The 26,593-nt window shown below is 57.5% G+C and carries 22 protein-coding genes and 1 tRNA gene; 12 read left to right on the top strand and 11 right to left on the bottom strand.

Translation table 11 applies throughout. The features are described 5' to 3' along the window. Positions 1-28: 28 nt before the first annotated feature. Both eutC and HDG37_RS36305 read right to left on the bottom strand, forming a co-directional pair. On the bottom strand, positions 29-820 hold the full coding sequence (eutC, locus tag HDG37_RS36310; RefSeq protein WP_184056094.1) for an ethanolamine ammonia-lyase subunit EutC: 792 nt from the start codon (positions 818-820) through the stop codon (positions 29-31). Continuing rightward, complete coding sequence (locus tag HDG37_RS36305; RefSeq protein WP_184056092.1) at positions 817-2,211, bottom strand: ethanolamine ammonia-lyase subunit EutB; 1,395 nt, start codon at positions 2,209-2,211, stop codon at positions 817-819. The genes eutC and HDG37_RS36305 overlap by 4 nt, the downstream gene beginning before the upstream one ends. 324 nt (positions 2,212-2,535) lie before the next feature. Between HDG37_RS36305 and HDG37_RS36300 the strand changes: the two genes are divergently transcribed. After that, positions 2,536-3,417, top strand: coding sequence for a GyrI-like domain-containing protein (locus HDG37_RS36300; RefSeq protein ID WP_184056090.1), 882 nt, complete (start codon positions 2,536-2,538; stop codon positions 3,415-3,417). Positions 3,418-3,907: 490 nt separating this feature from the next. Here HDG37_RS36300 and HDG37_RS36295 read toward each other — a convergent pair whose 3' ends face one another. From HDG37_RS36295 to HDG37_RS36280, 4 genes are all read right to left on the bottom strand, one after another. Next, a complete protein-coding gene (locus tag HDG37_RS36295; protein WP_260335239.1) occupies positions 3,908-4,813 on the bottom strand; it encodes a dienelactone hydrolase family protein in 906 nt (301 codons plus the stop codon). A gap of 1,123 nt (positions 4,814-5,936) precedes the next feature. Beyond that, the gene (locus HDG37_RS36290; protein ID WP_184056086.1) at positions 5,937-6,749 is read right to left on the bottom strand and encodes a hypothetical protein; all 813 of its coding nucleotides are present in this window, start codon (positions 6,747-6,749) and stop codon (positions 5,937-5,939) included. A 250-nt stretch (positions 6,750-6,999) separates the two neighbouring features. Beyond that, positions 7,000-7,272 (bottom strand): hypothetical protein, encoded by a 273-nt coding sequence (locus HDG37_RS36285; RefSeq protein WP_184056084.1) that lies wholly within the window; start codon positions 7,270-7,272, stop codon positions 7,000-7,002. A gap of 18 nt (positions 7,273-7,290) precedes the next feature. After that, the gene (locus HDG37_RS36280) at positions 7,291-8,151 is read right to left on the bottom strand and encodes a hypothetical protein (RefSeq protein ID WP_184056082.1); all 861 of its coding nucleotides are present in this window, start codon (positions 8,149-8,151) and stop codon (positions 7,291-7,293) included. Positions 8,152-8,570: 419 nt separating this feature from the next. Between HDG37_RS36280 and HDG37_RS36275 the strand changes: the two genes are divergently transcribed. Further along, a complete protein-coding gene (locus HDG37_RS36275; RefSeq protein WP_184056080.1) occupies positions 8,571-9,530 on the top strand; it encodes a M48 family metallopeptidase in 960 nt (319 codons plus the stop codon). A gap of 223 nt (positions 9,531-9,753) precedes the next feature. Here the strand turns inward: HDG37_RS36275 and HDG37_RS36270 are convergent, their stop codons facing one another. The 5 genes from HDG37_RS36270 to HDG37_RS36250 all read right to left on the bottom strand — a co-directional run bounded on the left by HDG37_RS36270 (position 9,754) and on the right by HDG37_RS36250 (position 15,330). Then, a complete protein-coding gene (locus tag HDG37_RS36270; RefSeq protein ID WP_184056078.1) occupies positions 9,754-11,004 on the bottom strand; it encodes a hypothetical protein in 1,251 nt (416 codons plus the stop codon). Between the two features lie 466 nt (positions 11,005-11,470). Then, positions 11,471-12,913: a hypothetical protein gene (locus HDG37_RS36265; RefSeq protein ID WP_184056076.1), complete on the bottom strand. Its 1,443-nt coding sequence runs from the start codon at positions 12,911-12,913 to the stop codon at positions 11,471-11,473. Beyond that, a complete protein-coding gene (locus tag HDG37_RS36260) occupies positions 12,910-13,371 on the bottom strand; it encodes a hypothetical protein (RefSeq protein ID WP_184056074.1) in 462 nt (153 codons plus the stop codon). Before HDG37_RS36260 ends, HDG37_RS36265 begins: the two co-directional genes overlap by 4 nt. Positions 13,372-13,596: 225 nt before the next feature. Beyond that, positions 13,597-14,268, bottom strand: coding sequence for a hypothetical protein (locus HDG37_RS36255; protein WP_184056072.1), 672 nt, complete (start codon positions 14,266-14,268; stop codon positions 13,597-13,599). Positions 14,269-15,075: 807 nt separating this feature from the next. Beyond that, a complete protein-coding gene (locus HDG37_RS36250) occupies positions 15,076-15,330 on the bottom strand; it encodes a hypothetical protein (protein WP_184056070.1) in 255 nt (84 codons plus the stop codon). A gap of 362 nt (positions 15,331-15,692) precedes the next feature. Between HDG37_RS36250 and HDG37_RS36245 the strand changes: the two genes are divergently transcribed. From HDG37_RS36245 to HDG37_RS36200, 10 genes are all read left to right on the top strand, one after another. Further along, positions 15,693-15,768, top strand: a tRNA-Ala gene (locus HDG37_RS36245). 165 nt (positions 15,769-15,933) lie between these two features. Beyond that, complete coding sequence (locus tag HDG37_RS36240; protein WP_184056068.1) at positions 15,934-17,118, top strand: phage integrase central domain-containing protein; 1,185 nt, start codon at positions 15,934-15,936, stop codon at positions 17,116-17,118. 197 nt (positions 17,119-17,315) lie between these two features. Then, positions 17,316-18,650 (top strand): phage integrase central domain-containing protein, encoded by a 1,335-nt coding sequence (locus HDG37_RS36235; protein ID WP_184056066.1) that lies wholly within the window; start codon positions 17,316-17,318, stop codon positions 18,648-18,650. A gap of 67 nt (positions 18,651-18,717) precedes the next feature. Then, entirely contained in the window at positions 18,718-18,996 is a 279-nt protein-coding gene (locus tag HDG37_RS36230; RefSeq protein WP_311541831.1) for an AlpA family phage regulatory protein, read from the top strand. A 619-nt stretch (positions 18,997-19,615) separates the two neighbouring features. Next, positions 19,616-20,110, top strand: coding sequence for a hypothetical protein (locus tag HDG37_RS36225; RefSeq protein ID WP_184056064.1), 495 nt, complete (start codon positions 19,616-19,618; stop codon positions 20,108-20,110). 1,554 nt (positions 20,111-21,664) lie between these two features. Next, on the top strand, positions 21,665-22,096 hold the full coding sequence (locus HDG37_RS36220; RefSeq protein WP_184056062.1) for a nucleotidyl transferase AbiEii/AbiGii toxin family protein: 432 nt from the start codon (positions 21,665-21,667) through the stop codon (positions 22,094-22,096). Positions 22,097-23,080: 984 nt separating this feature from the next. Further along, the gene (locus tag HDG37_RS36215; RefSeq protein ID WP_184056060.1) at positions 23,081-23,788 is read left to right on the top strand and encodes a hypothetical protein; all 708 of its coding nucleotides are present in this window, start codon (positions 23,081-23,083) and stop codon (positions 23,786-23,788) included. A gap of 526 nt (positions 23,789-24,314) precedes the next feature. Continuing rightward, positions 24,315-24,911, top strand: a complete 597-nt coding sequence (locus tag HDG37_RS36210) for a hypothetical protein (protein WP_184056058.1) — start codon at positions 24,315-24,317, stop codon at positions 24,909-24,911. Positions 24,912-25,286: 375 nt separating this feature from the next. Further along, positions 25,287-26,297 (top strand): IS21 family transposase, encoded by a 1,011-nt coding sequence (gene istA / locus HDG37_RS36205; RefSeq protein ID WP_184056056.1) that lies wholly within the window; start codon positions 25,287-25,289, stop codon positions 26,295-26,297. Next, entirely contained in the window at positions 26,294-26,581 is a 288-nt protein-coding gene (locus tag HDG37_RS36200; protein ID WP_311541827.1) for an ATP-binding protein, read from the top strand. The genes istA and HDG37_RS36200 overlap by 4 nt, the downstream gene beginning before the upstream one ends. Positions 26,582-26,593: the final 12 nt, after the last annotated feature.

Here is a 26,593-nt window from a genome sequence, read left to right as displayed (position 1 = left end):
GGCGTGCGAGATTTACGCTCGTTGCGTCCTACGCTGAACCGTCGTTCACGGCAGGATGCGTCGGAGCGCTGGCTAGCAGCTCATCGCTGTCGTCTTTCAAGCCCACCCCTGTCAATCTCAGCTTCCTCGCCTGCGTGAGCAGATAGTGCAGCTTGTGCGCGGCCTGCGGATAGTCGAGGCCTTGCGGGCGCACGTTGGAAATGCAGTTGCGCTGGGCGTCGCTGCACCCCGTTTTCGGCGCGTACGTGACGTAGATGCCGAGGCTATCCGGCGAACTCAAACCCGGCCGCTCGCCGATCAGCATCACGACGATTTTCGCGTCGAGCAATTCGCCGATCTCGTCGCCGAGTGCGACGCGCGCCTGACGCGCGACCACTACGGGACCGATGGTCCAACCCGCGAGCTTTGGATGTATAGCTTGCAGCAACGGTACAGCCTGCTTCGATGCGGCGAACGCCGATAGACCATCGCCGATCACAAACAGCACATCGCTTGATTGCGATGGCAGTCGGGCAAGCGTCGCGCGACTCTCCTCCGACAGACGCCGCCCAAGATCAGGGCGCCTCAAATAATGCTCGCGATCCGGCGCGGCGCTATGCGCGTCGAGCGTGTTGAAACCTTGCGCGCGCAGTTGTGCGTGCAGCGGGTCCACGTCGAGCGGATGGTGCACGGCGTCGCGCGCCTGCGCATGCGCGAGATTGAACGCGAGCAATGGCGCGGTCGGCAGGCTGTTGCCCGCTCGGCCCAACGCGATGCGTGCCTGCGTAAACCGACGCAGTGCGCTCCACGGGTCCTTGTCGAGTGCGTCGTTCTCGCTCATGCGATCCCCATCCAGTCGCGCGCGCCTTCGAGCAGCGGTTGCCGCGCCGATGCGCCGATCAACGCGCCGCGTGCGTCGATGATCTGCATCGACTCCAGCCATTCCTCGAATTCCGGCGCGCGCCGTAACCCAAGCACGTCGCGCACGTACAGCGCGTCGTGAAAGGACGTGCTCTGATAGTTGAGCATTACGTCGTCCGCGCCAGGTACGCCCATGATGAAATTGATGCCCGCTACGCCGAGCAGCGTCAGCAGATTGTCCATGTCGTCCTGGTCCGCTTCGGCGTGGTTCGTGTAGCAGATGTCGCAACCCATCGGCACGCCGAGCAGCTTGCCGCAGAAGTGATCCTCGAGACCTGCACGCGTGATCTGTTTGCCATCGTACAAATACTCGGGGCCGATGAAACCGACTACCGTGTTCACCAGAAACGGCTTGAACTTGCGCGCGACCGCATAGGCGCGCGCCTCGCAGGTCTGCTGGTCAACGCCGAAATGCGCATCCGCCGACAACGCGCTGCCCTGCCCCGTTTCGAAGTACATCAGATTGCTGCCGACGGTGCCGCGTTGGAGCGACAGCCCCGCCTCGTACGCTTCCTGCAGCAGCGCGAGCGAAATGCCAAAGCTCGCGTTCGCTTTTTCGGTACCGGCGATCGACTGGAATACGAGATCGACCGGCGCGCCTCTTTCCATCGCGGCGATCGTGCTCGTTACGTGCGTGAGTACGCACGACTGCGTCGGTACCTGATAGCGCTGGCGGAAGTCGTCGATCATCTGCAGCAGCTTCGTGATCGCGGCGAGGTTGTCGCTCGCGGGGTTGATGCCGATCAGCGCGTCGCCGCAGCCGTACATCAGGCCGTCGAGCATCGAGGCGGCGATGCCTTTGACGTCGTCGGTTGGGTGGTTCGGTTGCAGGCGTACGGACATGCGGCCCGGTAAACCGATCGTGTTGCGAAAGCGGGTGATGACCGGGCGTTTACGGGCGGCGGTGATCAAGTCCTGGTTGCGCATCAGCTTTGAGACGGCGGCGACCATTTCTGGTGTTAGGCCCTCGGTGATGCGGGTGAGTGCGTCGGTGTCGGTTGTGGTGCTGAGTAGCCAATTGCGGAAGTCGCCTACCGTCAGATGCGAGATTTCGGCGAAGGCTGCTGGCGAGTGATCGTCGATGATCAGGCGGGTGACTTCGTCGGTTTCGTAGGGGATCAGCGGTTCGTTCAGGAACGTGCGTAGCGGCACCTCGGCGAGCGCCATTTTGGCGGCGACCCGCTCTTCTTCGCTCGCTGCCGCGATGCTTGCGAGCTGGTCGCCCGAGCGTTGCGGGCTCGCCTTCGCGAGCAGGGACTTCAGGTCGGCGAAGCGGTACGTGCGACTGCCGATCGACTCGGTGTAGCTCATGTTTGCGGCTCCATCGCCTCGCGCGAACGCGGGTAGGAATGGGAACGGCGGTTATATGCTGCAGGTTGCTTGCTGCTGGTGCTGGTGCTGGTGCTGCTCACTACACGATAGCGCCAAACGGCGGCAGCGTCACGTTGCGGAGATTGGGGCTGTTTGCCGATGCTGTGTTTGGCGCTCCTGCTCGCGTGCACGGGGCGCGGTCAACAGGCGCTCAATCCCCTTTGTGCGCACCGCTTGAAATCCGCAGGATTTGGTAAACGGCCGACACTCGCTGACGTGATACTTTGTTCGCATCCTCTCGCGCCAATTTTCTGCGGTCCAGTCATGAACGAATCAGACCATCGGGCGCGATACGAGACGCGACTCGCACGCGTGCTCGACCATATCTACGATCACCTCGACGAACCGCTCGATATAGGACGGCTTGCGGAGATTGCGTGTCTGTCGCCATATCACTGGCACCGGATTTATCAGGCGATGTATGGCGAGACGGTCGCGACGACCGTGCGGCGTTTACGGTTGCATCGCGCAGCGGGTTTTCTTGCGAGTAGTTCGATGCCGATTGCTCAGATTGCCGAGCGTTCGGGGTATAGCAGTTTGCAGTCTTTTTCGCGGACGTTTCGGGCGGTGTTTGGTGTGCCGCCGGCGCAGTATCGCAGGCAAGGCACGCATAGCCGGTTTCGTCCGGCGCTTTCAGGAGACGATCAGATGACGATGATTCGTGAGGTCGTGATTCGTTATGTGGAGCGGATGGAGATTTTGTCGGTCGATCATGTCGGACCTTATATGCAGATCGGAAAGGCTTTTGATGCTTTGTTGGGGTGGCTTGCGAAACATACTCTGCTCGAGGCGCAGATGCGGATGATCGGGGTTTACTTCGATGATCCGGGAGTGGTCGAGGAGAAGGCGTTGCGGTCGAAGGCGGGTGTGTTGTTGCCGGGGCCTGTGATGGCTGGAGTGGCTTCGGCTGTTGGGATGGGTGGGGCGGTTTCTGCCACGCGCATACGCGGTGGGGAATATGCGGTGTTGCGGCATGTGGGGCCGTATAGCGATATGCGAGCGGCTTATGAGTGGTTGTACGGGACCTGGCTCGTGCAGTCCGGGAGGGAGACTGCGGATGCGCCGGTGTTTGAGGAGTACTTGAACAGTCCCAAGGAGACTGCGCCTGCGGGCTTGGTTACGGAGATTTGTTTGCCGTTGGGGTGAGGTCTAGGTGGCTGGGTTGGTGCTCGCTGGTTCTGCGTCCTGCGATGTTGCTGTCGTTATGTGCGTATACGTTGCGCGTGTTTCGGCGTGCTTCTCCGGTTTTTATAGTCTTTATATATGTATACGTAGTAATAGTTAACAAGTGGGGCGTTCGGCTGTGGATAACGTGGAAGTTCGTTTACGGATCAACGCGCTGCAGAATCGATAACCCTGGGGAGCGCGGGCGGACAGGTTAACGGAGCCAGGGAGAAGTTTTAGCCGACCGGTTAACGCGGCGCATTTATCAAGGTTTCGCCCACAATGTGTTCGGCTGTTTTTACAAAAGTTTTCCAAAGGGGGATGTGGATAAGTGGCCTCGAGTGAAAGGCCATTTTTTGAAGATCTCGTTAGCGGCAACTGAATAGTGGCGACCCGTTCGCGCAGAAAGCAAATCTCCACGCGTTTTACGTAACAGCCCAAAGCAATGCTGTTCCCGCCCGTCTCAACGGAATTACGGGGCACGTGTCGGTGTCGGCTTAAGCGTAGTGGTAACCAGGTTGGCTATTGCCTTCTTCGTTTGCTCCGTCGCGCTCTCGTCGTACCCGATTGTCACGCCCCGTTCGACACAGGGGTCCGCATATGAGAACGGCAGGTTGCTTTTGACGTTAAGCAATTGTCCCGCACTGTGTTCTTCCCATGCACAATTGCGCACTGTTTGCGCTTTCGGCAGGGGGGTTGGATGTGCGAAGGCGCGCGCATCGAAAATATGATTAACCCCGGCAAACTCGGTCAGCTCTACGTCCGCCCCCTTGGCTTTCAGCCGTTCCACATAGGCCTTGCAAGGCGCGACCGGGTCATAGTTGTCTGCGCTTCCATGGAATATGCGAATGGGAGCCTGTGATACGTTGTCGTCATCGAGGTAGTGGGCACTGCAGTCTGGGTAAAGCGGAACATAGGCTGCAAATCCTGGAGTCGACGCATCGGCATGCGCTTTCTGGAAGCGCACCATGCTCGCGTAGAGCGTGTCTTGCCCTCCACGGGAAAAGCCCATTAGCATCACGCGGCTCGCGTCGACATGAGGGTTTTTGGAAATAAGGCTGAGCGCGCGATACGCGTCTTCTGTCTGGGCGAGTCTGCCAAGCTGACTCTGGTCATTGATTGTGTTTTCTATGCCTCGGCTCGTGAAACTGTCGACAACGAACGTGGCAACGCCCAACGACAGGAACCACTGCTCCCAGTCCGCTATCTGGCCGCCGATACCTCCGGACGGGTGCAGCAGTATGACGGCGGGCAGCCTGTCGGTCCCGGATCGAGGCAGCCGCAATTCACCGGCTATCGTCACGCGCTTGCCGTCTTCGCTTCCGGCCAGAAATTGCTCGTCCGTGAGCGTCATCGACTCGAATGGAATGACTTCCATTCGCGCCACCTGCGCGTAGGGGACGCGCGGAATGCAAAGGAGCACAAGGACTAGCAAAAGGAACGGCAAGCCTCTCACACTTGCGAACATGGCCGTCTCCCATGAGTACGGACAGAGTTATTTATGCAGCGTTATAGGCGGTCCGGGCAGGAATGCAATGCAAATGACAGAATTGTCGTGATTCGACAGACGGTGACGGCAGACGGCAGACGGCAGACGGCAGACGGCAGGCACTTTATCGATTCGCCGGGTCGCGCATGTCCAGAAAGTCGAGGATTCGAGTCGCTTTAGCCGTCCGGAATCGCCGAGCGCGATCGGCGCGCGAGCGTAGCGCCCATTTCACTTCGCCGCCCCCAGGTTGATTCCTGAGCGGGAGAGGAGCAAAAACTCGAAGAAAGCCACCAACAGCTGTTTGGCCTGAATGTCGACTCCGCGAGCAGGAAGAAAAGCTCAAGCAGTATCAGCACGTCGACGTATTGTTCATCAGCCTGACTATTAATAAAAAGACCCATAAGTTCCTCAACTCATGGGTCCGTTTTTCTCAGGTTATGAGGCTATCTCGTAGGGCGTCAGAGTAAGTGAGACGGCGTCTACGAAAAATCAAAGGCTTACGCGAAGCCGCGCCAAAGACGTCCTTTCGGGTGCGACGGAATTGTTGCTACCGGCCTACGCCCGCGCCAAAGTAGTAGCGTCTAATTGCGTGGAGCAGAAAGCCCGGCGAGCACCGGTAAAACGGAAAATCGACGTGGGTGGGCCGGCGCGGATCCGGCTTCCAGTTGTTCCCACAGCCTGACGTGACCGGCCCTCCCCCGATGTCTGCGTGGAGCCCTGCTATGAGACCGCACCGCCTCTGCGTCGCCTGCGGCACGCATTTCGCTCCGCTCGCACACCGCCTGAATCAACGCGACTGCTCGTCGAAGACGTGCCGGTTCGCGCGACGAGGGACTTGGCAGCACGAACGCATGCGAGCCGATCGCAACTATCGGGCCAATCAAGCCGGGGCACAGCCACCTGGCGCGCCAGCCATCCCCATTACTGCCATTGTGCAGAAACTTCAGATCCGCTGGTCACCCATAGCTGGAATGGATCTCAACATCGGGGACTCGCGGGTGCCCGTTCCGAATTAATAGTCCTTATAGCGCACAACGACGCCATCTAACCCAATAGAATAACTATCGGTTGGACGATCTATGAATGCTCTTAGCCGGTCCATGGAAGACTTTGATATTCGCTTCCGATTCGAGTCCCTAAGTTCATCGAGTATCGTAGAATCTATACCTAACCTTAGCTTTCTTATTCCTGACTCCAGATCCAAGAAGGTTACGTCGAGTCCGTCGACCATTTCTCGCTTGGTTTGCAAGTTAAGATCTCTTACTGAAAGTAAAAAGGGCGCGTAATAAGCCCGGTCGAACAATTCCGATCGAATTTTTATCGGACGATCCCCACCCTCATCCGGGTCATCGAGCTGGGTCAATATCCTATCTCTTCCGATGTAGGTTGCGCACGCGTTCCTTGTCTCTGGTACAGCACCGTCAATTGTTGCGACCTGAGCCAATTGATTTTTCGCTGCATTAATCTTTGTGCCAAGTTTCGACTGGTCGGTAATACCTTTTGCCTCGAACAAATGCCAAGTCCCATCCTTACGCTCGCCGATCAGATCAGGCTCCTTCGGTACAGTTTGGTTAGGTTGAGGAACGAAAACAATGGCTCCCTGTTTCTTAAGAAACTCAACATGCACCAAATTTGGAATGCTGAGCACTTTTTCGGAATAAAATTTAGAAAACGCCATTCCGAGATTGTAACTTACGATCCTCTTTTTATCTAAAATGTGACTATCAAAAATTGGGTGCCTGCGGATGCCAGAAGGATCAGATTGGATATTAACAGCGACAAGAGCTAGTTTTTCAAAAATCGAGTCATACAAAACACGCGCCATGCCAAATTCCCGGATCTTCTTCCACGGCAGGAAAGAGGAGCTACCAACTGTTATCGCACATCGATAGAGGTCAACTTTTCTGCATCGTGTATGAACCTCGCTTGTAGTATTTATCCACGAATACGGTGGCGCATAATTTTTTGAGATTCGATAAATTCGAGGCATTTTTGTTTATTGATGTCAGATTGCTTTTATGATATCGGTAACATGGGTTTTCCTGAAACAACGTAGAAAACAAAGCCAAGAGAACTCAAGCATCGATCTTTGCCATTATAAACGGCACGGCTGCGATCAACGAAAGCGTGTAATACCGCGTCGTGAAACCATTCGAAAACGTGTACCATTTCTCGGCCGCCGTCAGGAACACGTTGTCATCGGTCCAACGAACCTCGTTGAGATTAAGTGCGTTACTGATGGACAAAACTACCGGCGGCTGTTTCCGGAAGTCATACATGGATGGCAAAGGAGGTTCGGAGAAGCCGCCGACGGAGTCCTCTGCCTCTGGCAAAGACGCCCCCTTCACCGCAGGAAGCTCACTGGTCTACGAACTGGGAGGCGTTTCTGTACTTTCCCTATAAGGCTGCTGTTGGGGCGAAACAAAGATTGCCGTCGTCTTGTAGATGTCGTATAGACAGAAGTTCAATACCGACGCCGTGAAGGCCTGCCCATCAATCGGAAAATTCGCGTCGGCCCCGTCGATTACGCGATAGTAGAAGTACTCTTTCTGGTCGCCGATCGATTGGTCCCGATCGAACAGCGACTCGAGATACTCCAACTGCTCGGCCTCGTCGGGATGATACGTGGGCATCAAGAAATGCGGCGTCAGTATCACTTGGCCCACAAATCGCGTATTGAATGCCCAGTAATAGAGTGCACGGGCTCCCAGAGAGAAGTAAGCGATCACCCTGTCAACGTCAATTTCCGTGGAAATCGTCTCCACCTCCTGGCCAGAAGGTAAGCTAGCACGCACAGGCTCAGGGCTTTTCGTCGCCAGTGCATGAAGCGAAGACGGCACTAGACCCTCGTTCACGAGCGCATCCAACTCCTTCATAACGGCAAGCCCTTCCAGACCATCGAGCCTGCGCCGTACTTCCTCGACTTTCGCTCCATCCGGGTCGTCATTTTCCAGCCGGTCCAGCGAGCGCCCGAGCGAACGCTCGAGCGCTCGTCTTGAAGTATCTCGCACGGGCGAGACATGCCCGACACCGTGCGCACGAATGTCGTTCATAAGCATTGTCCGGATGTACTCGTCGTCTTTCGACTTGTCCTGGTTATGCTTTTTGCATGCCGGGACTTCGATCAACCCGGTACGACAGCCGACAGGGAAAAACGACTCGGGAGGAAAGTGCTCCGGTCCGACAGCGGGCTCGCCGCAGCAGTAGCAAGTGTCGCCGAGTTGCATTTCAATCCTCTTCAAGATCGATAGATGTTATGCCGAGCCTCCGCAACGACCGGGTACTGGGCATGGAGGGAGCGCTCGTGATGGTAGCAAACGAGACAGGCAAAAATCCAGAGAAGGAAAGGCGGGATGCGCCGACCGATGGCGGTCGCGAGTCGAAAGTCTCGCGGTCATTCGGCACACTGGTCTAAGCCGAAGAACGGCGCCCGCTTCGGCTCGCCACCGTATCGGGTCGACACCACGGCAAAGTGGCGGCTCCGCTGTGAAATTCGATCGGCCGCTCCGTATGAAGCACTACCCCCACCATCGTTGCCGAGCTCGAACCTTTAGGTGTCCGCAGCCGTCCCTGTCGCACGTGCTATCGCCTAAAGTTTCGGATATGCCCGCCGCTAACCTCTAAAACTGATTCCCAAAAAACCCACATGAAACGCATAAACGTCTACCCGAAATTTGCTCGGAACATGCTGGCGGTGCTGTTTATTCTATTTGCGGCGTCCACGGCGGTTCTGATAGCGCAACAGAAATTTTCGCTTCCACCCAACACTGCTGCTTCCTTTGCCGCTACCGTATTCGGGTTTCTGGCGCTTCCCCTGATGTCGACCACGCAGTACCTTTTGAACATCAACGACGTGGAAGCCGGCAATCGTTCGTTTCGAGAAGCCGAGAACCTGCGTGAACTCGTCGCGCCGCTGCTGATCGATCTAGACTACGACGTGACGATCGGGCAGTACCCCTCCAGCGACCTTAATGCGTTTGCGATTTCCTCCATATTCGGGAAAAAGGCCCTAATCGGCTTCTCCACGCAACTGGTAGACAAGGCATCGCGAGAACAGCTGCTTGCGATCGCAGCACACGAGGTCGCGCATCTCCGGCACGGCGACACGAGAAATAAGGCATATATCCTTGCATTCAATCACGCGTTGAAGGTATATCCGTGGCTATTTGCCGAGCTAACGCGGCGAAGCGTCCGGAAGGCGGCGATTCCTATCGGGCTCATCGTGTTCGTCGGCTTCGTCGCCATCGCTCTGCTCAGCGGATCGACCGAGGCCTTCGGTTTCCTCGGGTCGCTCACGCGAGGTCTTGCGCCTATCGCCTGGAGGGCGGGGCTATGCGTCGTGGCTTTTATCGCGCTTGATTACGTCCTGCACCGGGTCTTCTGCAGCTATAGCCGCGAGAGGGAGTTCGCCGCCGACGCACGCGCGGCCGAGATGACCTCGCCCGAGGCAATGGTCTCCGCGCTGAACCTGCTCACCGACCCCGGCACGGCGGTCAGCGTCTTCGATACGCACCCACCGATGGGCGAACGAAAGCGCCGCTTGCGGATGATCTCGTCCGGGGTACACGATCGCGAACGCGGGAGCGACCCTGGTTCGTCAGCGTGAGCGGTATGCGTCGGCGTTCGCGACTCGCGCCTGCCCATTCCCGTAGCCGATTGACGCTGAGTCGCCGTCGGTCGAACCCTCACCAGGCCGGACGATAAACGGATGACAGATGCGTGCAGGACGGTGAGCCAATGAAGGGCGTACGCACGGCCACGCGGGCTTCGACTGACGCACGTGGCGCGCGCCGCCGGCCCATAGCCCGACTGCCTTGGGGAACTTTGAGTCAGTCGGCCATGACTTTTGGCATCTTCGGCGACATCACGGCTTCGTCGGGGAACAGTGCACCGAAGTACACGGCGCATGCGGAGACGATGAGTCGATTCATGTCCCGCAACCCGCCCGCCCTGCCATCGCGCAGGAAGTCGATGAAGATCGGGCCTTCGACGCGACGCTCGTTTGCGGTCAGAGCAGGAAAAACGGACGTGTCGCCCCTAATCTGGTCGATTACGACCTGATCGTGTTTGCCCGGTTCGACGTCAAACTTTATCGTACAACGTACCGGCAAAGACCGGTATGAGTTGTCCGACACTCGTTGTTTGACAGGCTTCATTTTCTCGAAAATCCTGTATCCGGCTTCACCGACGGAATTGCAAAAATCGATAAACGATCGAATCTTGTTATCGTCCTCGCAAAGGAGCTCGAACCGTCTCGTATGAATGGCCACCGCCTTGGCAAGGCTGCCATGGAGTTCCCGGATATTTCCCTTGACGTCGAAGACGGTCGTCTGCGGCGCATCCGGGTCCTGATCGATCCAGTCTGCGAGTTTGTCCAACAGGGAAATAATGACGGACACGTCGCTCTCCGTCATCATTTTTGCCATGATTTCGTACTCAGCCGCATTTTCCTCGAGCGTCATGCGAATTAGATTCTTCAGAAAAAACACCGCATCGGGAATAAACTCATGCTCGTTTGGTATCGGAATGATCCATTTTCTGTCGATACGCGTGCGCTTAAGCTCATAAAACGGAATGTTGAATCTTAAACGGTCCATGTCCCGAAGTTCGATCAGCTCTTTTTCGATGATCTGGAGAACCGACTCGCCCGTCTTCTTCCGGAAGGTATCCGTGTAGGTGGTGCCGGCCTGGATTTTGAAAACATCCTTCTTCTCGTCACGTCGGAGTGCGCTCCGAATCTCCGCCGCGGATAGCAGGTAGCGAATGTTATCGTCGCTGCCGCCCATGTGGATCAGGACGAAAAAGCCGCGACGCGGTTGTCCGTCTTCGTCGAGCACATATTTCGCCGGAATCTCATGCGACGTGTTGCGGTCCTGGCAATACTTGCTCTGCACCGTACAAAGCCTCGGCGGGAGGGGATCGCTGAAGGTCTCGGTCTCGTCCTGGAGCTGGACCAGAAAATCTGCGCCGTGAATGTCGACCTGCCTTTTCAGCACCCAGAACCTCTCGCTCAACAAGCCAGAGGTGCGCTCCTGGCCGGTGATTCCGTTTTGTTGGATCTTGTCAGTCTTCCTGCTCATATCGTCGTTCCCCGTAACGCCACGCCGCCATTGTAAGTTGGATCGCCAACGTGCCCGCTCCGGCGCCGGGCAACGGATGGCCTGCCGCGGCACTTGCGATAAAGCAGAGGATTTCTAGCTAAGCGCACACGGCGCAACAGGCCTGCATTGGCACGACGTGCGGGCCGTTTGTGCTTCGCTGAGAATTCTTTGAGCTGAACCGCTCCGCTGACGGTTGCAGTTAAAGGCGCTTCATCTCGCCTAGCATCTTCAGGCGGCTGGGTTCGGTGCAGCGGACTGAGAACCTTATCTTGACGCAGAACGCATGCTGGATGCGGTGGCCAGAAACGCAAACAAAAACGTTTGGCTCATCGAAGCAGAGGGGCTTGGTATCCGGGTCAACTTCGAGTACGTCGCCAGCCAGCCACCCATGTGCCGCCGCCGCTGCGTCAAGGTTTTCTCCCATGTATAAATGCCTGATTGCCCGTTAATCCGGAACCATGAGTGGCAGCGGAATAGCCGCCATACTCGTGCGGTCAGCGCGGGTTTTTGGGTTCAATTTGACCATCTTCGATTGCGGTACTGCACCGGGGTCGGCGCCGTAGCGAACCGCGATCCAACGGAAGAAATATTGCTTCGTGTCGCCCCGGAGGGAAATCAGGTACCCGCGTTTCCCAGCACGGACGGCGTGCTTTGCGTTCGTGACTCTCGCTTCCCGATGCGCGTGGTAGGTCAGTACGCCCCTGCGCGGCCCGAGCTTCTGGCATTGCTCGATAAGGTGCACCACAAACCGATTCAACAGGTATGCCTTGCCAAAATACCGCTCGCGCATAACGTGATGGACTTCCCCTTCACCCTCGCGCAGTTGTCGCCGCACGGCCTCGCATACAAACGCGTCCCCTGCGAGATCCGCCGCAACCAACTGGCACTGCGTATCGATATCCTCGAAGCTGCCGCTTCCCGACCAAGTGGTTACGAGCCGGCTCTGCCGCTCGAGCGCTTCGAGGTGAGGCGCCCACCGATCTATCGATTTTGCAACGGCTGCGTCCAGCCTCAAATCGCGTATCAGTTGAAGCGGATGATCGTGCTTCGTCAGAAGACGCAGGACGTCCTGCAGAGCGCCATCGCCGCCACCGAAGACGCTGGAATTGGCGTGACGAGTCGCGTCCAACTTCAGGTCATCATTGGCCCAGAAGGATTCTCCGCTGACGAGCGGAAAGTCGGGAAGTGCTACACGCTCATCTCCCATTCCCGCGGCGAGCACGATGTAGTCTGGGCGGAATGACGCTCCGCCATATGCGCGTTTCCCCCGGTGATCAAGGCAGCCGCTGGGAAGCACATACTCCGGACCTGGCGGCGCGCCTGCGACGGTTTCCGTACCATGGTACGCAACGAACGCGCGCACGTATGCTTCCACCTCCTCAGATACGACGCCAAAATAGAAGCGTGCCGTCCCTGGCAAAAACGGATGCGCTACCAGCCAGTCCTCCAAATTCATCGCGAACTGGGCTGCTGGTATCGGATTAGCTGCCGTCCATTTCGGCGTAGCGTCGGACGGCTGACCCAGCACGTGCGACGGCGGATAGCTTTGGCAGTCGTGACCGAGTTCCGGCCATTCGTACATGAACGGTCCGACAAAACGGCTCGTCACGCCGCCCTGAAGACTGAACGGCTTCTTCTGGCTGTCGACGAGCACGACATCCATATCGAGTTCGCACGCCATTGTGGCGGCGGAAACGCCGCCCACTCCGCCGCCGACGATCAAGACGCGATTGCACGCCGGATCGTTTTCTCTCAGATCGCGCATGAGCAACTGTGCGCGCACGATCTGATCACGCATGCTGGCATCCACGACGCCCGTCGAGAGATCGAACGTCCTCGCCGCGCACTTGTGCGCCAGCAGCGCGAGTCCATTGGTTCGCGTCGTCACGAGCGGCCTCCGATACGAGCGAGCAGGCGATTGAAATCGTCGGCCATGGACGAGAACAGCGAAGGATGCGACAGCACCTCGCGATACCCGGCGCCCGCTCCGTCCCCACCGCCGCCGTCGGCGGACCCCGGTGGCACATCTGGCGGTCGATTACCCGGCGGCCGCTGCTGGGGTTCGTCGGCAGGCGCATCGTCGCCCGGTGCTGGGCGCGCGAGGTCGAATTTTGGCTCGATCGGGTGGAGCAACTTATAGCTGCCAGCGCCGCTCGCCCTTACGGCTCCCGTAGATTCAAGCGTTCGCAGTACGGCGCCGACGAGCGGCTCCCAACGATCCGGAAGTGGCGCCCAGTGCTCCGGGTGCCGGGTATGGGCGCCTCTGATCTCGTGGATCGTGAATTCAGTCGATCCCTCGGCGTAAAGCTGCCGGATGGCTTCGACGATCTGCTGCTCTCTGGACATCTTTGGTCTCGAAAAATATTCAGTTTTCTTGTACTCTCACGCCGACCGCGGTACCGAGTAAACAAATGCGGCGCCTGGCATACCGCACGACGTTAATCTTCGTCCAAAGACCGGTCCGGTAACCAGCGCAATGCGGCGCCCTCGCGGGATGAGGACACGTAAACACAGTGACTTATTGATTCTTGCTCTGAGAAACACAGACACGCTTTGATAAGGGCAGTTGTTTCAACTTTGCTTTAGCCGCTTTTTCGTCGGATCAAGGTCATCGGCGACGTCCCCTGCCCAAGCCCGCCACGTTACGTAGTCGCTGCTTTTGGTGTCGGAATTCAGAGTTCTGCCGTCTAACATCGCCAGGTATTTCCGCAAGAGCATTGCGGTCTCCCAGTCTCTCGCCTCAACTACGAAAGCATCACGGCGTTCTTGTTCTTGCTTTCGGCGGGACTCCGCTTCCTTCCGAATTTTTTCCTCTTCTCGTCGCCGTTCAGCGGCTTCTGCATATTCAAGGTCTCTCTTTGCCCATTCGGCGACGCGCGCTACCGAGGTCGCATGCTTCGCATCGATCACTTGATTTATCTTATCCATTTGCTGTTCCAGCGGACTTCCAGGCTTGTCCGCAACAGCAATCTCAGCGCCCCCTTGTGGATCGAAATATATTTTCAGTAAGCCTGTGGCGGTCAACGTTTTGACTTGTTCTATCTTTTTGTCCCAGCTTCTTGTCTTTTGGCGGAATCCTGAAGTCAGTTTCTCGGTAACACGAACCTCTACGCGAGCTCCGCCTTTCGTCAACGCAATTCGCGCATCCTGATCCGTGAAGCTTACAGAATAGCCCCGCTGTTGCGATGAGTGGCAAACAAGGTCAAGAACGGCAAGTCCGCGCTCGTAGCTGCTGAGCGACAATCGCGTTGGTGATTTGCGGTGAGTCGCGGCAAGAACCTGACCCTCATCGCAAAAATATTCCCAGCGTCCATACGCCCTGTCCGGATATGGATATTGCCTTCCGGGATGAGCGACCTCCCAGTCGTAGCGTTTTTTTGCAGGGCAGCCTGCTCGACTGAGGCTAGCAACTTGTCACGTATTTTCTTTACGACAGGATGCCACTTTCTTTGAGAGTCTTGCTTCGGAGGGGCTTTCGGCGAATCCGCGGTTTCCTCTGTCGAGCTCTGCGACGTTGATACGATGAGGCGTTCGATCGAGGGCTGGCGTTTTCTGCGAGGGCGGCCAATCTTCGAAGTCGTCCCTACCGGCTCACTGACGATTTGGAGTGGAGGTAAGGGCGGCTTTTCGGGAGGATATCCGTGACGAAGCCGTGACCAATATCCAGCTCGAGGGCACGGGATCTGAAGCTCAACGCATTGCTTCTTTATGTCCGGGCCGGTGACGCCGTATTTAACCCCCAATTGAGTCATCGGAGTGGACCACACTTCGTTGTAAAGCGTATCGCGGTCAATTTGCGGAAGCTTCGCTAAAGTTCCCATAAACGTCTCTTGCCTCTACCTTGCGATAAGTTGTTCACCCGTTGCCCGCAACATGCTATCGATGCGCCGCAGTGAATGAGGGGCGCCCCGGGGGAAAAGCCTTAACAGCTTTACGTTTGATTTGTCTACCACACGAACGTCCATTGCTGCCGTATGATTGTTTCTCGCTCATTCTCGGGAGCGACGGACCGCCGGATATGATCCCGAGCGCTCTAGACGTCCTGGCAATTCAAGGGTCTTCACTGGGTGATCGCGTGCTGAAATGGATACTCACGATCAATGCGGAACGACGAAAAGGTGGAGTGAACGAGACGAAACACCAGTCCAATCGTGCTGACGCGGCGAGTATCAACAATTTTTGGAACTCTGCGTCGCTTAGAGCCACCACGCCCTGCAGCTGCGGCTTGATCGAAATAAATGAACCGACGCTTGGTACGTCGGACCTGCCTATGCTCGGATTTTTCTCAGTATCAATCTGAATCATGAATCTCGTGACTTCACCGACCGGCTCCGTGAAGTCACCGACAAGATGAATTGATGTACGGCTTTCCCGACACGGGGGAAGGCCCCGAGGCCGATCTGCGCGCACCCAAAGACCCGCGTGCCAACTCGTGATTCTTCCATAGCGGCTGACCAAGTCGTTCCGGCGACCTCTACCTTTTAACTCACGCATTGGGTTATCTCCCGCGTTTCAGACGTCGATCTTCCAGCCGCAACAACATCAGTCATCGCGATCTCGCAGATAACCTAAATCTTCACATTCAGCGATCTTTGACCGGAGGACAGAAGCCAGCGTTTCGCGTTACGAACTCTAAAATACGTTGTGCTAGAATAATTTGCACGTGTGGGGGGGTAGCTCAGCTGGGAGAGCGTCGCGTTCGCAATGCGAAGGTCGGGAGTTCGATCCTCCTCCTCTCCACCAAATTCAAGTCTGAATAAGTATAGTGAAGGCCGGAAGCCCTTGTCACACAAGGATTCTGGCCTTTTTTGCGTCCAACGTCGTCCAACGACATCCGGTGGCAATTCGGCCCAAGTGGGGGCAGCATAGGGGCACAGGCACGCTGCCCCCACAAACGGATGCCCCCAGATGTCACTCACTGACCTTGCCGTCAAAAACGCCAAGCCCATCGGTAAGACCCAGCGTTTCTGGGACGCCGGCGGGCTGTATCTCGAAGTCTCACCTGCTGGCTCAAAACTGTGGCGCTTCAAGTATCGGTACGACCGGCGAGAGAAGCGTCTGTCGTTCGGCAAGTATCCGGATGTGACCTTGAAGGATGCTCGTGCGAAGCGTGACGACGCGCGGCGGCTCCTGGCTGACGACGTCGACCCTGGCGAACACAAGAAAGCTGTCAAGGCCGCGCGGCTGGAGAAAGCGGCCAACAATTTCGAGGCGGTCGCCCGGGAGTGGTTCGAGCGCATGATGGCCGACAAGGCTGAGTCCCATCGCGTCAAGGTTATCGCGCGGCTGGAGAATGACATCTTCCCGTGGCTGGGCAAGCGGCCCGTCTCGGACATCACGGCGCCTGAAATTCTGGCGTGCCTGCGGCGCATCGAAGCCCGAGGCGCGCGTGATACGGCGCACCGGGCGCTGCAGAACTGCTCAGCGGTCCTCCGGTACGCGGTGGCCGTCGGCAAGGCTCATGGCAACCCCGCCGACCATCTCAGAGGCGCCTTGCCGCCGGCGAGACCCGGCCACTTTGCAGCCGTCACGGAACCCGAGAAAATCGGCCCGCTACTGCGCAAGATGGATGACGTGAACGCCACCTTTCCTGTGCGGTGTGCACTCAGGCTCGCCCCGTATCTGTTTTGCAGACCTATCGAACTGCGAACCATGCGGTGGACCGAGGTCCATCTCGACGCAGCAGAATGGCGCTACATCGTCGGCAAGACCCAGACGCCCCATCTGGTCCCGCTCGCGACGCAGGCGGTCGCCATCCTGCGTGAACTGCAACCCATGACGGGACGATGGGACTATGTGTTTCCGGGCAGGGACGACAAGAAACAGCCTCTGTCAGGCAACACGGTGAATGTTGCGTTGAAGCGCGCGGGCATCAGCACCCGTGAAGAACAGACGGGGCATGGCTTCAGGGCCATGGCCCGCACCATCCTGCACGAACGGCTCGGCATCCGGCCAGAAATCATTGAGCACCAGCTCGCGCACAGCGTACCCGACCCGTTGGGTACGGCGTACAACCGGACAAAATTTTTGGATGAGCGGAGAAAAATGATGCAGGAATGGGCGGACTATTTGGACAAGTTGCGCGAGAACTAGAATTTATGGGCAATTAATGCTCAAAAAGCGCTTGACGACGTGTTTAAAGGCGCGCGATACTTCGTCCGTCGTCGATGCACGACAGCTGCTGGCAAGCCCTGCTCCGGCAGTTTCGAGGAAACTAATGAGGCAGTATCTCCACGCTCATGTGTGGATTGAGGACATATCTCCTGGGGCTTTATCGTGGAGATGGTCACATGCAGAACCTGCATGACTTGGCTTTTTGCCAGCCCAATGCGGCTGGACGTATTGTTGTTCAAAATTCGATTGGGACTGAGGGCCGCGCTCGCAGTCCGCTCACGGACGTCGCAGTCAAAAATGCGAAGCCGCGTGACAAGTCCTATCGCCTGTACGATACCGGCGGCCTCTATCTCGAGCTGTTTCCCAATGGCTCGAAGCTGTGGCGCTGGAAGTATCGCTTCGAAGGAAGGGAAAAGCGGCTCGCGCTTGGAAAATATCCGGAAGCCGGGCTGAAGGATGCGCGTGCTGCGCGGGACAACGCACGCCAGTTGCTAAGGAAGGGCGTCGACCCCAGTGCAAACAAACAGGTGCTTGAAGCAGCGAAGCAAACCGAGGCGGCCAGCACCTTTGAGGCCGTTGCCAACGACTGGTACGAACGGATGATGTCGGAAAAGGCCGAGTCGCACCGCGTCAAGGTCAAGGCCCGACTGGAAAATGACATCTTTCCGTGGCTGGGCCAGAGGCCGATTACGGACATCACGGCACCCGACATCCTGGCGTGCCTCCGGCGAATCGCGGACCGTGGCGCACGCGACACGGCCCATCGTGCGTTGCAGAATTGCTCCGCGGTCTTCCGCTATGCAGTGGCTGAAGGCAAGGCTAGGGACAATCCGGCCACCCACCTGAAAGGGGCACTAACGCCCGCGAAGCCGGGCCACTTTGCTGCCATCACGGAGCCGGGAGAGGTGGGCCCGCTGCTGCGCAGGATGGAGGCGGTCAGCGCGACAGCTCCGGTCAAATGTGCGCTTAGACTCGCTCCATATCTGTTCTGCAGGCCGGGGGAGCTGCGGACGATGCGGTGGGACGAGGTGCATCTCGACGCAGCCCAATGGCGTTTCATGGCGAGCAAAAACGGTCCGGCTCATATTGTCCCGCTTCCGGCGCAGGCGGTTGCCCTCCTGCGCGAGCTGTATCCGTTGACGGGGCGGGGAGAATTTGTCTTTCCCGGGAGGGATGACAAAACGAAGTCGATGTCGAATGCGACCGTGAACAGGGCGCTGCAGCGCGCCGGGATAAGTACCCGTGAAGAGCAGACCGGACACGGATTCCGGGCCATGGCGCGCACCATCCTGCATGAAGGGCTGCGTTTCGCGCCGGAGGTTATTGAGCACCAGCTGGCTCACCGTGTTCCTGATGTACTGGGGCGCGCCTATAACCGGACACGGTTTCTGGACGACCGGAAAAAGATGATGCAGCAATGGGCGGACTATCTGGACCGGCTGCGCGACGGCGTTGAGCCGGGTGCGGCGGCTGAACCCAGGTTGCTCATCGGCCCCCGTGAGGGTAGATAGCACTGCGCGTGTCCGCATTGGATGACCGCTGCCCGCAAGCCCGACTCCGGCAGCATTGAGGAAATAAATGATGCAGCGGCTCCACGATAACGATTCGTGGATTGAGGAAATACCTCCAGGGCGATTAATTGGAGATTTTTCCATGCAAAATCAGCATGACTCACTATTGCGCCTCCCTGAAGTGCTGGCGCTCATTCCGGTTTCGCGTGCTACGTGGTATGCGGGAATGAAAGAAGGCCGCTATCCCGCGCCGGTTTCACTTGGTCCCCGGTGCGTTGCGTGGAGGGCCAGTGAAATTCAGCAAATCGTCAGTCGAGGTGCATCGGACACGTCTTGTGCCAATTAGCGTGCTTGTCGGTCGCGACCGATTACGTGAGAGACCCCTCGGATAGTCAAGAATTTCTGGGGGGCTCGAATCGTTGAGCTGGCTTTGCGCAAAGCGCGTATTAGTTATTCGCGCCTGCATGAATGGAACTCTTCCAGCGGGGAATACTTGATTGTGTGCGCAGCGTTTTCGTCAGCTGTCACGCGGAGTCTGGCGAGAGGGATTTGCCTATGCGCAGTCTGTCGCGCCGTCCGCTTGTGAGCTGGAGCGTGGGGCCACGAAGAATGTGATTTCCTGCAGCTTGGTCGGGCTGCGGCTTAGCGCACGGCTGAATGCGAGAAGGGCCGGTGTTGGCAGGTCGTACCGAAACCACACCCGAGTGAAACGTCAAGGATTCCGTAGCCCTCACACAAGGCATGCGGAATCGTTACATCAAGATGCCTCCTGGACCGCCAGACTCGTCGGAATCATATCGCTGCAGACACGCTGAATGCAGTAACTAATCGCCTCATACCGCTCAGACGGCTCCTGAGCATCGCGTGCAAAAGGCTCGGAGCCAAAGCCATTCTTGCTCAACCCGGCGCGGCCTATTGCTGATGAGCGGCGCCACGAATTTTACGCGCATGCTCGCGCCGTCTGCATGACAATCATCCTTCCTTCCACGCTCTATACCGAGGTGCAGGAGACGTTCCTGCTTCAAGGAAATACGGAGGGCGAGGTGCAAATTACGGAGATGATTTTCTGTCCGGCAACGGGCAAGCGAGGCGTTGTGCCGGAAGTGGCAGCAGCGTGGCGCGACTACCATCGGCATACGGTCTGGTCCTTCAATCCGTGGACTGGCGCAAATCGAACTCTTCCCGACATTCAAGAAGACCCGTATGGGAGGCTTCTATTGCCGCCGGGCGAAAAACTTACGAAAGAGTTTGAAGCACACACGCTCCTGTACCTACGGGCAGCTGGAGCAATCAGTCAGTTTAAACGGGCAGGCTGGACTGCGAAGTTCGACGCCGTGCCGTTGATTGTTGAACTCAGAAATGCAGAGCACACACTCACATTCAGGCTGACAGAAACGAGGGACGAAGAGCGTTTCTATCAGCTGTTGCGACTCGAAGCGTGGCGACTTGCATCGGAGTAGAACTCGCCCGCCGACGTGCGGGCTTTTTTTTGACGAAACATGTGAAACCTTCCAGGGCAGTTGACCACGCCCTTGGGGGCAGTCCGGTCCCCCAGCACGACAAGCGCGCAGCCCTAGACGCTTGCTGGCAGGCCGTTCGTGCAGGGCTGGACGCCGCCATAAGCCTCCATCACGGGCACTGCAGATTCCAGCATCGGAAACTTTGCGATGAATAGGACGGGTCCACCATCCTTATTGCCCACGGCTCACCGTTACAGGCCCACTTTCGCAATCCGACACGGATGAGGTGACGCTCATGCGCTCGAATGGTGGTATGCGGAACGCTGCTGTTTCTGCGAACGTAGAGGTCCATGTGGCACGCTTCTTCCACGGTGACCGAGCGAGTCAGCTTCGCGTCGAGTACCGCTTTGAGTTGGCTACGAACCGACTCCGGCACTGCTGGTGGCGCAGCGCGGCGAGGCAGTCCGTCAGTGTATGGCTGCACGCCACCATGCACCAGCATGACGGTATCGCGGCCTCAAGTTCAGGAAATCGAGCCCGAAAAAGGCTCGGCTCGTTGATAAAGATTGCGCGCGGCAGGTCGTCCCCTTCCATTGCTGTGTCGAGGCCTGCCTTACGAAGCGCCCGAACGTCATTCAGAAACATTTCAGCGCGAGGCGGTAGCGGTTGGTCACGGTAAACGTCGTGCAGGTGACACGCTTCTTCGATTGTGCAGTCAGGAGCCAGCTTCGCATTAAGCACTGCTTTGAGTAGTCTGCGCACAACCAGATGTCTTTGCGCCGCTGAAGCGAATGACGCGGGGGAGCCTACTACGGGAAGGTGTTCATGCGTTAATTAAGATAAAAGGTTCGACACTAATGCCGGTGCTTGATTTGAAACGACAAGTCAAAGATGATTGGTTTTGAATTCAACATTTTATGTTCTCTTAAAGCAGGAGTCGTATTGATGAATCACGTAGCCTGTGTTGCAAGGGGATGTCTGACGCGCACTGGTTAATGCAGCGACGTGGTACGGGCGACGATGAACTTCCGCTCAGCGACCTGGTGCAGCGTTTGAGCAAATTGGCGAAGGAACTCGGCACTTAAAATGAGTATGAGTAAGAGGCGTACAACTCGCTAGGGCTTTTCACGCAGGCATTTCGTGAATGCCACGCTGCTGGACGCAGTCTAGAGAATTGGATGAGATGGTGACCAAGCTGGACATCGAGTTCTACCAGGATGGGCGGGATGCGCTGTTGAAAGCGATGACGGATTGATAGCGAAATCCAGTTGGCTCATGTCGCGGACTCCTATTCGTCCACTCGCTTTGGCGACCACGCGGTTCGCTCCATCGCGTCAATGCCAGAGACCTACAATTTGGGTAACCCGTCCGTAGAGTATCCGCGTGGGTTGCGTACATGATTACAGCACCTTGCCGCGACGCGTAGGCATGCGCGAAGCGGCGGGATGTGCAATCGACGAAGGCAATTCGTAGCCCGACCGCACCATACCTCTCCCAATTTTGTGTGAAGGACGCTTCATTGACGGGCCATGCCCGGAAGTGGAGCAACCGAAAGTGAAGGATTGGTCGCGGTTACCGTCGGACTGTGGCCGATGGGGTAAGGTCGAAGTCAACTTCGTTTTCCGGGGCGCCGTACTGCCGCCGGCGCCGCTGCAGCTTACCGCTGTAGCCCAAGACATGTTGTCGGCCAACATCAAGGTGCCGGTACTGGCGACGCCGGAACTCTACGGCAGCAAGCTCGTAGTTGCTTTGGACCGGCAGCATCCTCGGGATTTGTTCGACGTGCAGTTGATGTTTGCGCGATTCGGGTTGCCCGCCGAGTTTTTGGACTGCTTTGTCGTGTACCTCGCCGGCCATGACCGGCCCGTGCACGAGGTTCTCTTTCCCAACGAGCAGGACATCGACGTCATCTCCGAGACAGAATTCATCGGGATGACAACACGCCCGTCACGCTCGACGAACTCAAAGCAACGCGTCGGCGATTGATGGCGGAATTGCCGAAGGCCTTGTCGGACCGGCAGCGAGGCTTTCTGCTCTCGCTTGTGCAGGCCGAGCCGGACGGAGTCTGCTGCCATTCGCGCACGTTCAACACCTTCCGGCCGTACGGTGGAAGCTGATAAATCTGGCGAAGCTGCGGAAGAACGTGGCCAAAGTTCAAGCAGCAGCACGATGCGCTGCTCGAACGTCTTGGCCGTTGACTGTTCTGCCGCATTACGAGACGCCGCGCCCGCCATCCTCTCGGATTCCCGGTAAGCATCTGTGCTGTCGCCTACTGAGATTCCGTGCTGGATTCTTGCCCGGCGTCTTGCGAGCTTCTATTTGTGGCGTCAGCAGGCAAGCAGATAGCACGGAATGTGTAGGGTGCCTGGCTGTTCCGACGTTAGAGATAGTCATGTAGCCCACATGGGCTCTCCGACCTCTCACCCGTACACCACAGCTGACTATCCTGCGACACTGATTTTTGCCGTCGGCCGGCGCTATACGTTGGTAGGAACATTGCACAAATCACTCACGTAGGAAGCCATGGGCAAAAAAAACAATCCTCCTTGTTACACCGAATCCGCTCCACAGCAACACGAAGACACCGAGCTCACGGATGCAATCGAAGCGTACCTCAGTGCTTACGATGAGCAGTCTGCACAAGAAACTACAACCCGGCATGCGCCGGAAAACCATCCGCGCGCACGTTAGCGAACCGGGGGTGGCGCAAGCAGGACATGCACTACAAAAATCGGGCGGGCGCCTGGGCCCAGCGTGGTATGCCTCAGCTATATGACCCGATTGCTCGACATGATGAGCTGAAGGCTCTCGAGGCTGCAAATGGGGGGTATCAGCGAAAGAAAAAGCAATGACGAGCGCGGCGAACTCGAATCGACGCTGCTAGCCTTCGGGGGCGTTGGCCTCCTCCATGTCGTGGGACGAACACGGCGAACTGAGTGACTATTTCAAAATTAGAAAGCTAAAAGTTAAATGACGACAATTGCAGGCAACCACTTTGAGCTAAATACGTATGCCGAGGCTCAACTCCAAGCACTCGAAGAGCCGAGCTTAAAAACCGATGCTGGGGTTCAGGCTGTGATAACTACCCTCTTGGCCTATCCTGGGCAGACGATTCAAGACCTGTCTGATGTAACCGGATTCCATGAAGAGCGTGTGCGAAAGTATTTGGATGCCCTAGGAGATTTTGTAGAGTCTGATGGGGCTGGTTGGTCAGTTTCTGCTCGAGGAAAATCTGGCATTGAGTATGCCCTGGCAGTTGGAACTGGGCGAGCGAAAGCCGGAGGGTCTTTCAGCATAACTGCGCTAACTGCGGTTGAAGCGAAACGCTGGACCGAGGTGAAACGCATCGTAATGGATACCTCACCGTCGCGCCCAGGCGAAAAGACACTTCGGACGCAATATGAGCATTGGCTTCATTTTGCAGATGGCAATCCACCCAAGACTTTGGCAGAGGCAACCGCCCAGTATTTCACCCCAAAACCCGGCGAAGCAGATGCATCTGTGACCTTTGGGAATCAGCCATACATGGGCCTAACAATACATCGACCTGGGACAATTCCCACGGTAGATTTCGGCACTCTAATCCAGCGCTTCCAAGTAACGGACGACGATAGCCTAATCGATTCCGATGGCCTTCTTATACAGAAAGCTCTGGGATTGGGGCTTTCGTTTTGGTAAAAGTGCGCAAGGTACCATGGAGATTGATGCACGGACAGACTAACAGTCCCCTACATCTGAGTTCGCGCGCTCGAGTTTTTGGCGCGAGTATGGGTGGGACTCACGCATCATCAGCGCGCGTTGGTCGACATCCATCGTGGCGCTGTCGAATAGGTGGCTGAGACGCGGTCGATTCACCGCGCGTGCTTTCGGCTTGGGCTCGGATGCTGCGCAGAGAAGCGTGCATGCGCTTGGCGAGGGGGCTTGACAGTTCTACCCCTGTTTGCGTCATACTTCGCACTGAGTGGAAGCAGGCTAGTGCGGGTCGTTTGTGTAACGATAGACGGCTCCAGATTTCCTTCCGCCGGGTACCGGATGGTCCGGGATTCCAGCGGTCGCGAAGGATATATCTACGGCAAGGCGCTTGGCAAGCGCAATCCTGACCGCGAAGCGCGAGTTGGGCACTGCAGTGGATGTCAACTACTCGAGTTCGCTCCGGATTGGCCGGAGCGTATTCGAATATCCATTTCGCGAGGAGATTAACGCCATGCCCACATTCGAACGCCTGTCATCCGCCGCAATGTCACCTGTTCTTGCGACGTTGGATGCCGCAAAAGCTTTTATTGTCTCGCCTTTTCGCAGGAGCATCTGGAAGAGGACCGACAACTATCTGTTTTCGACGTGTTCCGCAGAGGACCTCGAAGGCGTCTCGCGTGTATATGATGTAATCTCGGCCAAGCTTCGCATTCCGTTCCCTTCGGCGGCGGTCTGTAAAGAGCTCTTGGCGCAAATAGCTGCTTTGCCAGACAACCCAGCATCGCTTGCGCCAGAAGAGCTGGGCAAAGCTCTCGAGAAATACTTACGGGCGACCAAGAAAATGCGAGGCGTCGGCATCCCCGTGGCAATCTGCATGTTGGCTGTCGAGAAGCAAGGCGCCTACGCGCCGATGGATGATAAGGACGCAGCAGGGTTGCTCCGCCTCGAAGAAATCTCTGAAGAACAGGCGCAAAGTCTGACTGGCTACGGTGTCAAAGCTTTTGTCCACGCTTACGTGTACTCCGTGTTGCCGGCTTGGCAAGAACAGCTCAAGGAACGTACCCCGGACCAGGCTGACGCATTCTGGGGTTCGCAGGCTAGCTCCTGACGAGAATTCGTAGAATCGCCGTATAGAGCGATGTCACCGCACGTATAATCTATACGTAATGTGAAAACTTCCTATGGGAACGCATCGCCGCCAGGCTCGCACGGTTGCCGGCGTTCCAGCAGCCGCAAACCTACCTGCAGAAATCCATCAATCGGTCCGCAATCCGCATTTTGTTCCACATCAAATGAGAGCGATGCGTGCTCCACGGTCCGCTCGACCCTTTGCCGCAGCCGCACCTATCAAGAGCGGTCGGCCCCTTCAGGTTCACCGTCTTCCCACCCGCCTACCTCCTAACTGTTAGCGCCGATGTAAAAATGACCCTAGCGCCGAAGTAAACCTGACCCACCTGGGAGACGATGGCGGCTTTTGCCGCCGATGCTGACTCAGGAGCAAGCAGTGGAAATCAAGGTATTGGCCCGGCGCGGGACGGCGGTGCGTGAGATAGCGAGGCAAACAGGTTTATCGCGCAACACCGTGCGACGCTATCTGAGGAACGAGCAGGCAAGCCGTTACAGCCAGCGTGAGCCGCGAGCGACGAAGCTCGACCCGTTCAAGGACTATCTGCTGGAGCGCGTCGCCGCCGCGCGGCCGCACTGGATTCCGGCAACGGTTCTGCTACGCGAATTGCAGGAGGCGGGATACGAAGGTGGCATCAGTCAGCTCAAGGCGTTTCTGGTGCCCCACAAGCGTTCTGAAGCCGAGCCAGTGGTGCGCTTCGAGACCGCGCCCGGCAAGCAGATGCAAGCCGATTTCACGGTTATCCGGCGAGGACGCGAGCCATTGCTCGCGCTGGTCGCGACGATGGGTTACAGCCGCGCGAGCTTCGTGCGGTTCACCGCGCGTGAGGATGCCGCGACATTGTGCGAATGCCTGCGTGAGGCGCTCGTCTACTTCGGCGGCACGCCGGAGCATGTGCTGTTTGACAACGCGAAGTCGGTGGTCATCGAGCGCGATGCATTCGGCGAAGGCGAGCATCGGTGGAACCCACAGCTGCTTGCGCTGGCTGAGACCTACGGCTTCACGCCGAAGGTGTGTCGCCCGTATCGCGCCAAGACCAAGGGCAAGGTCGAACGGTTCAACCGCTATCTGAAGGAGAGCTTCGTTGTGCCGCTTGCCGCGACGCTCAGGTCATCGGGCTTGAGGCTGGATGTAGAGGCCGCCAACGCGCATATCGGTCGATGGCTGGCGGAGGTTGCCAACACGCGCCGTCATGCGACGACGGGCGAGCGTCCGGCAGTGAGGCTTGCTGCCGAGCAGGCGGCGCTTCTGCCGTTGCCGGCGCAAGCACCTGCGCTTGCTGTGCCGGACAACCGTCGCGTGCTGCCGCGCGAGAGCCTGCAGCATCCGCTGGCGGTATACGACGCGTTGCTGGAGGTCGCAGCATGAATCTGCAACATGAACGGATTGCCGGACTGTGTGCACAGCTGAAGCTGGACTGCATCGCCACCGACTGGGCGCCGCTCGCACAACGCACTGCGACGACCGATTCGAGTATGGCCGATTTCCTTGAACAGCTTCTGCAAGCGGAGCTCGGTGCGCGCGAGCAGCGCAAGCGTCAGGTGCTAACGAAGCTGGCGGCGCTGCCCGGTGTTACGTCCCGCTGTATTCGGATTTCAGGGGAGCTGTTTGTCTCAGTATCAAATAGGATGAGTGTTAGAACGTCTCCTTGAACATCGTGAGAT

The sequence above is a fragment of the Paraburkholderia sp. MM5384-R2 genome (assembly GCF_014201025.1).
Classification (GTDB): Bacteria; Pseudomonadota; Gammaproteobacteria; order Burkholderiales; family Burkholderiaceae; genus Paraburkholderia; species Paraburkholderia tuberum.
This window is presented reverse-complemented; position numbering and strand designations above follow the sequence as displayed.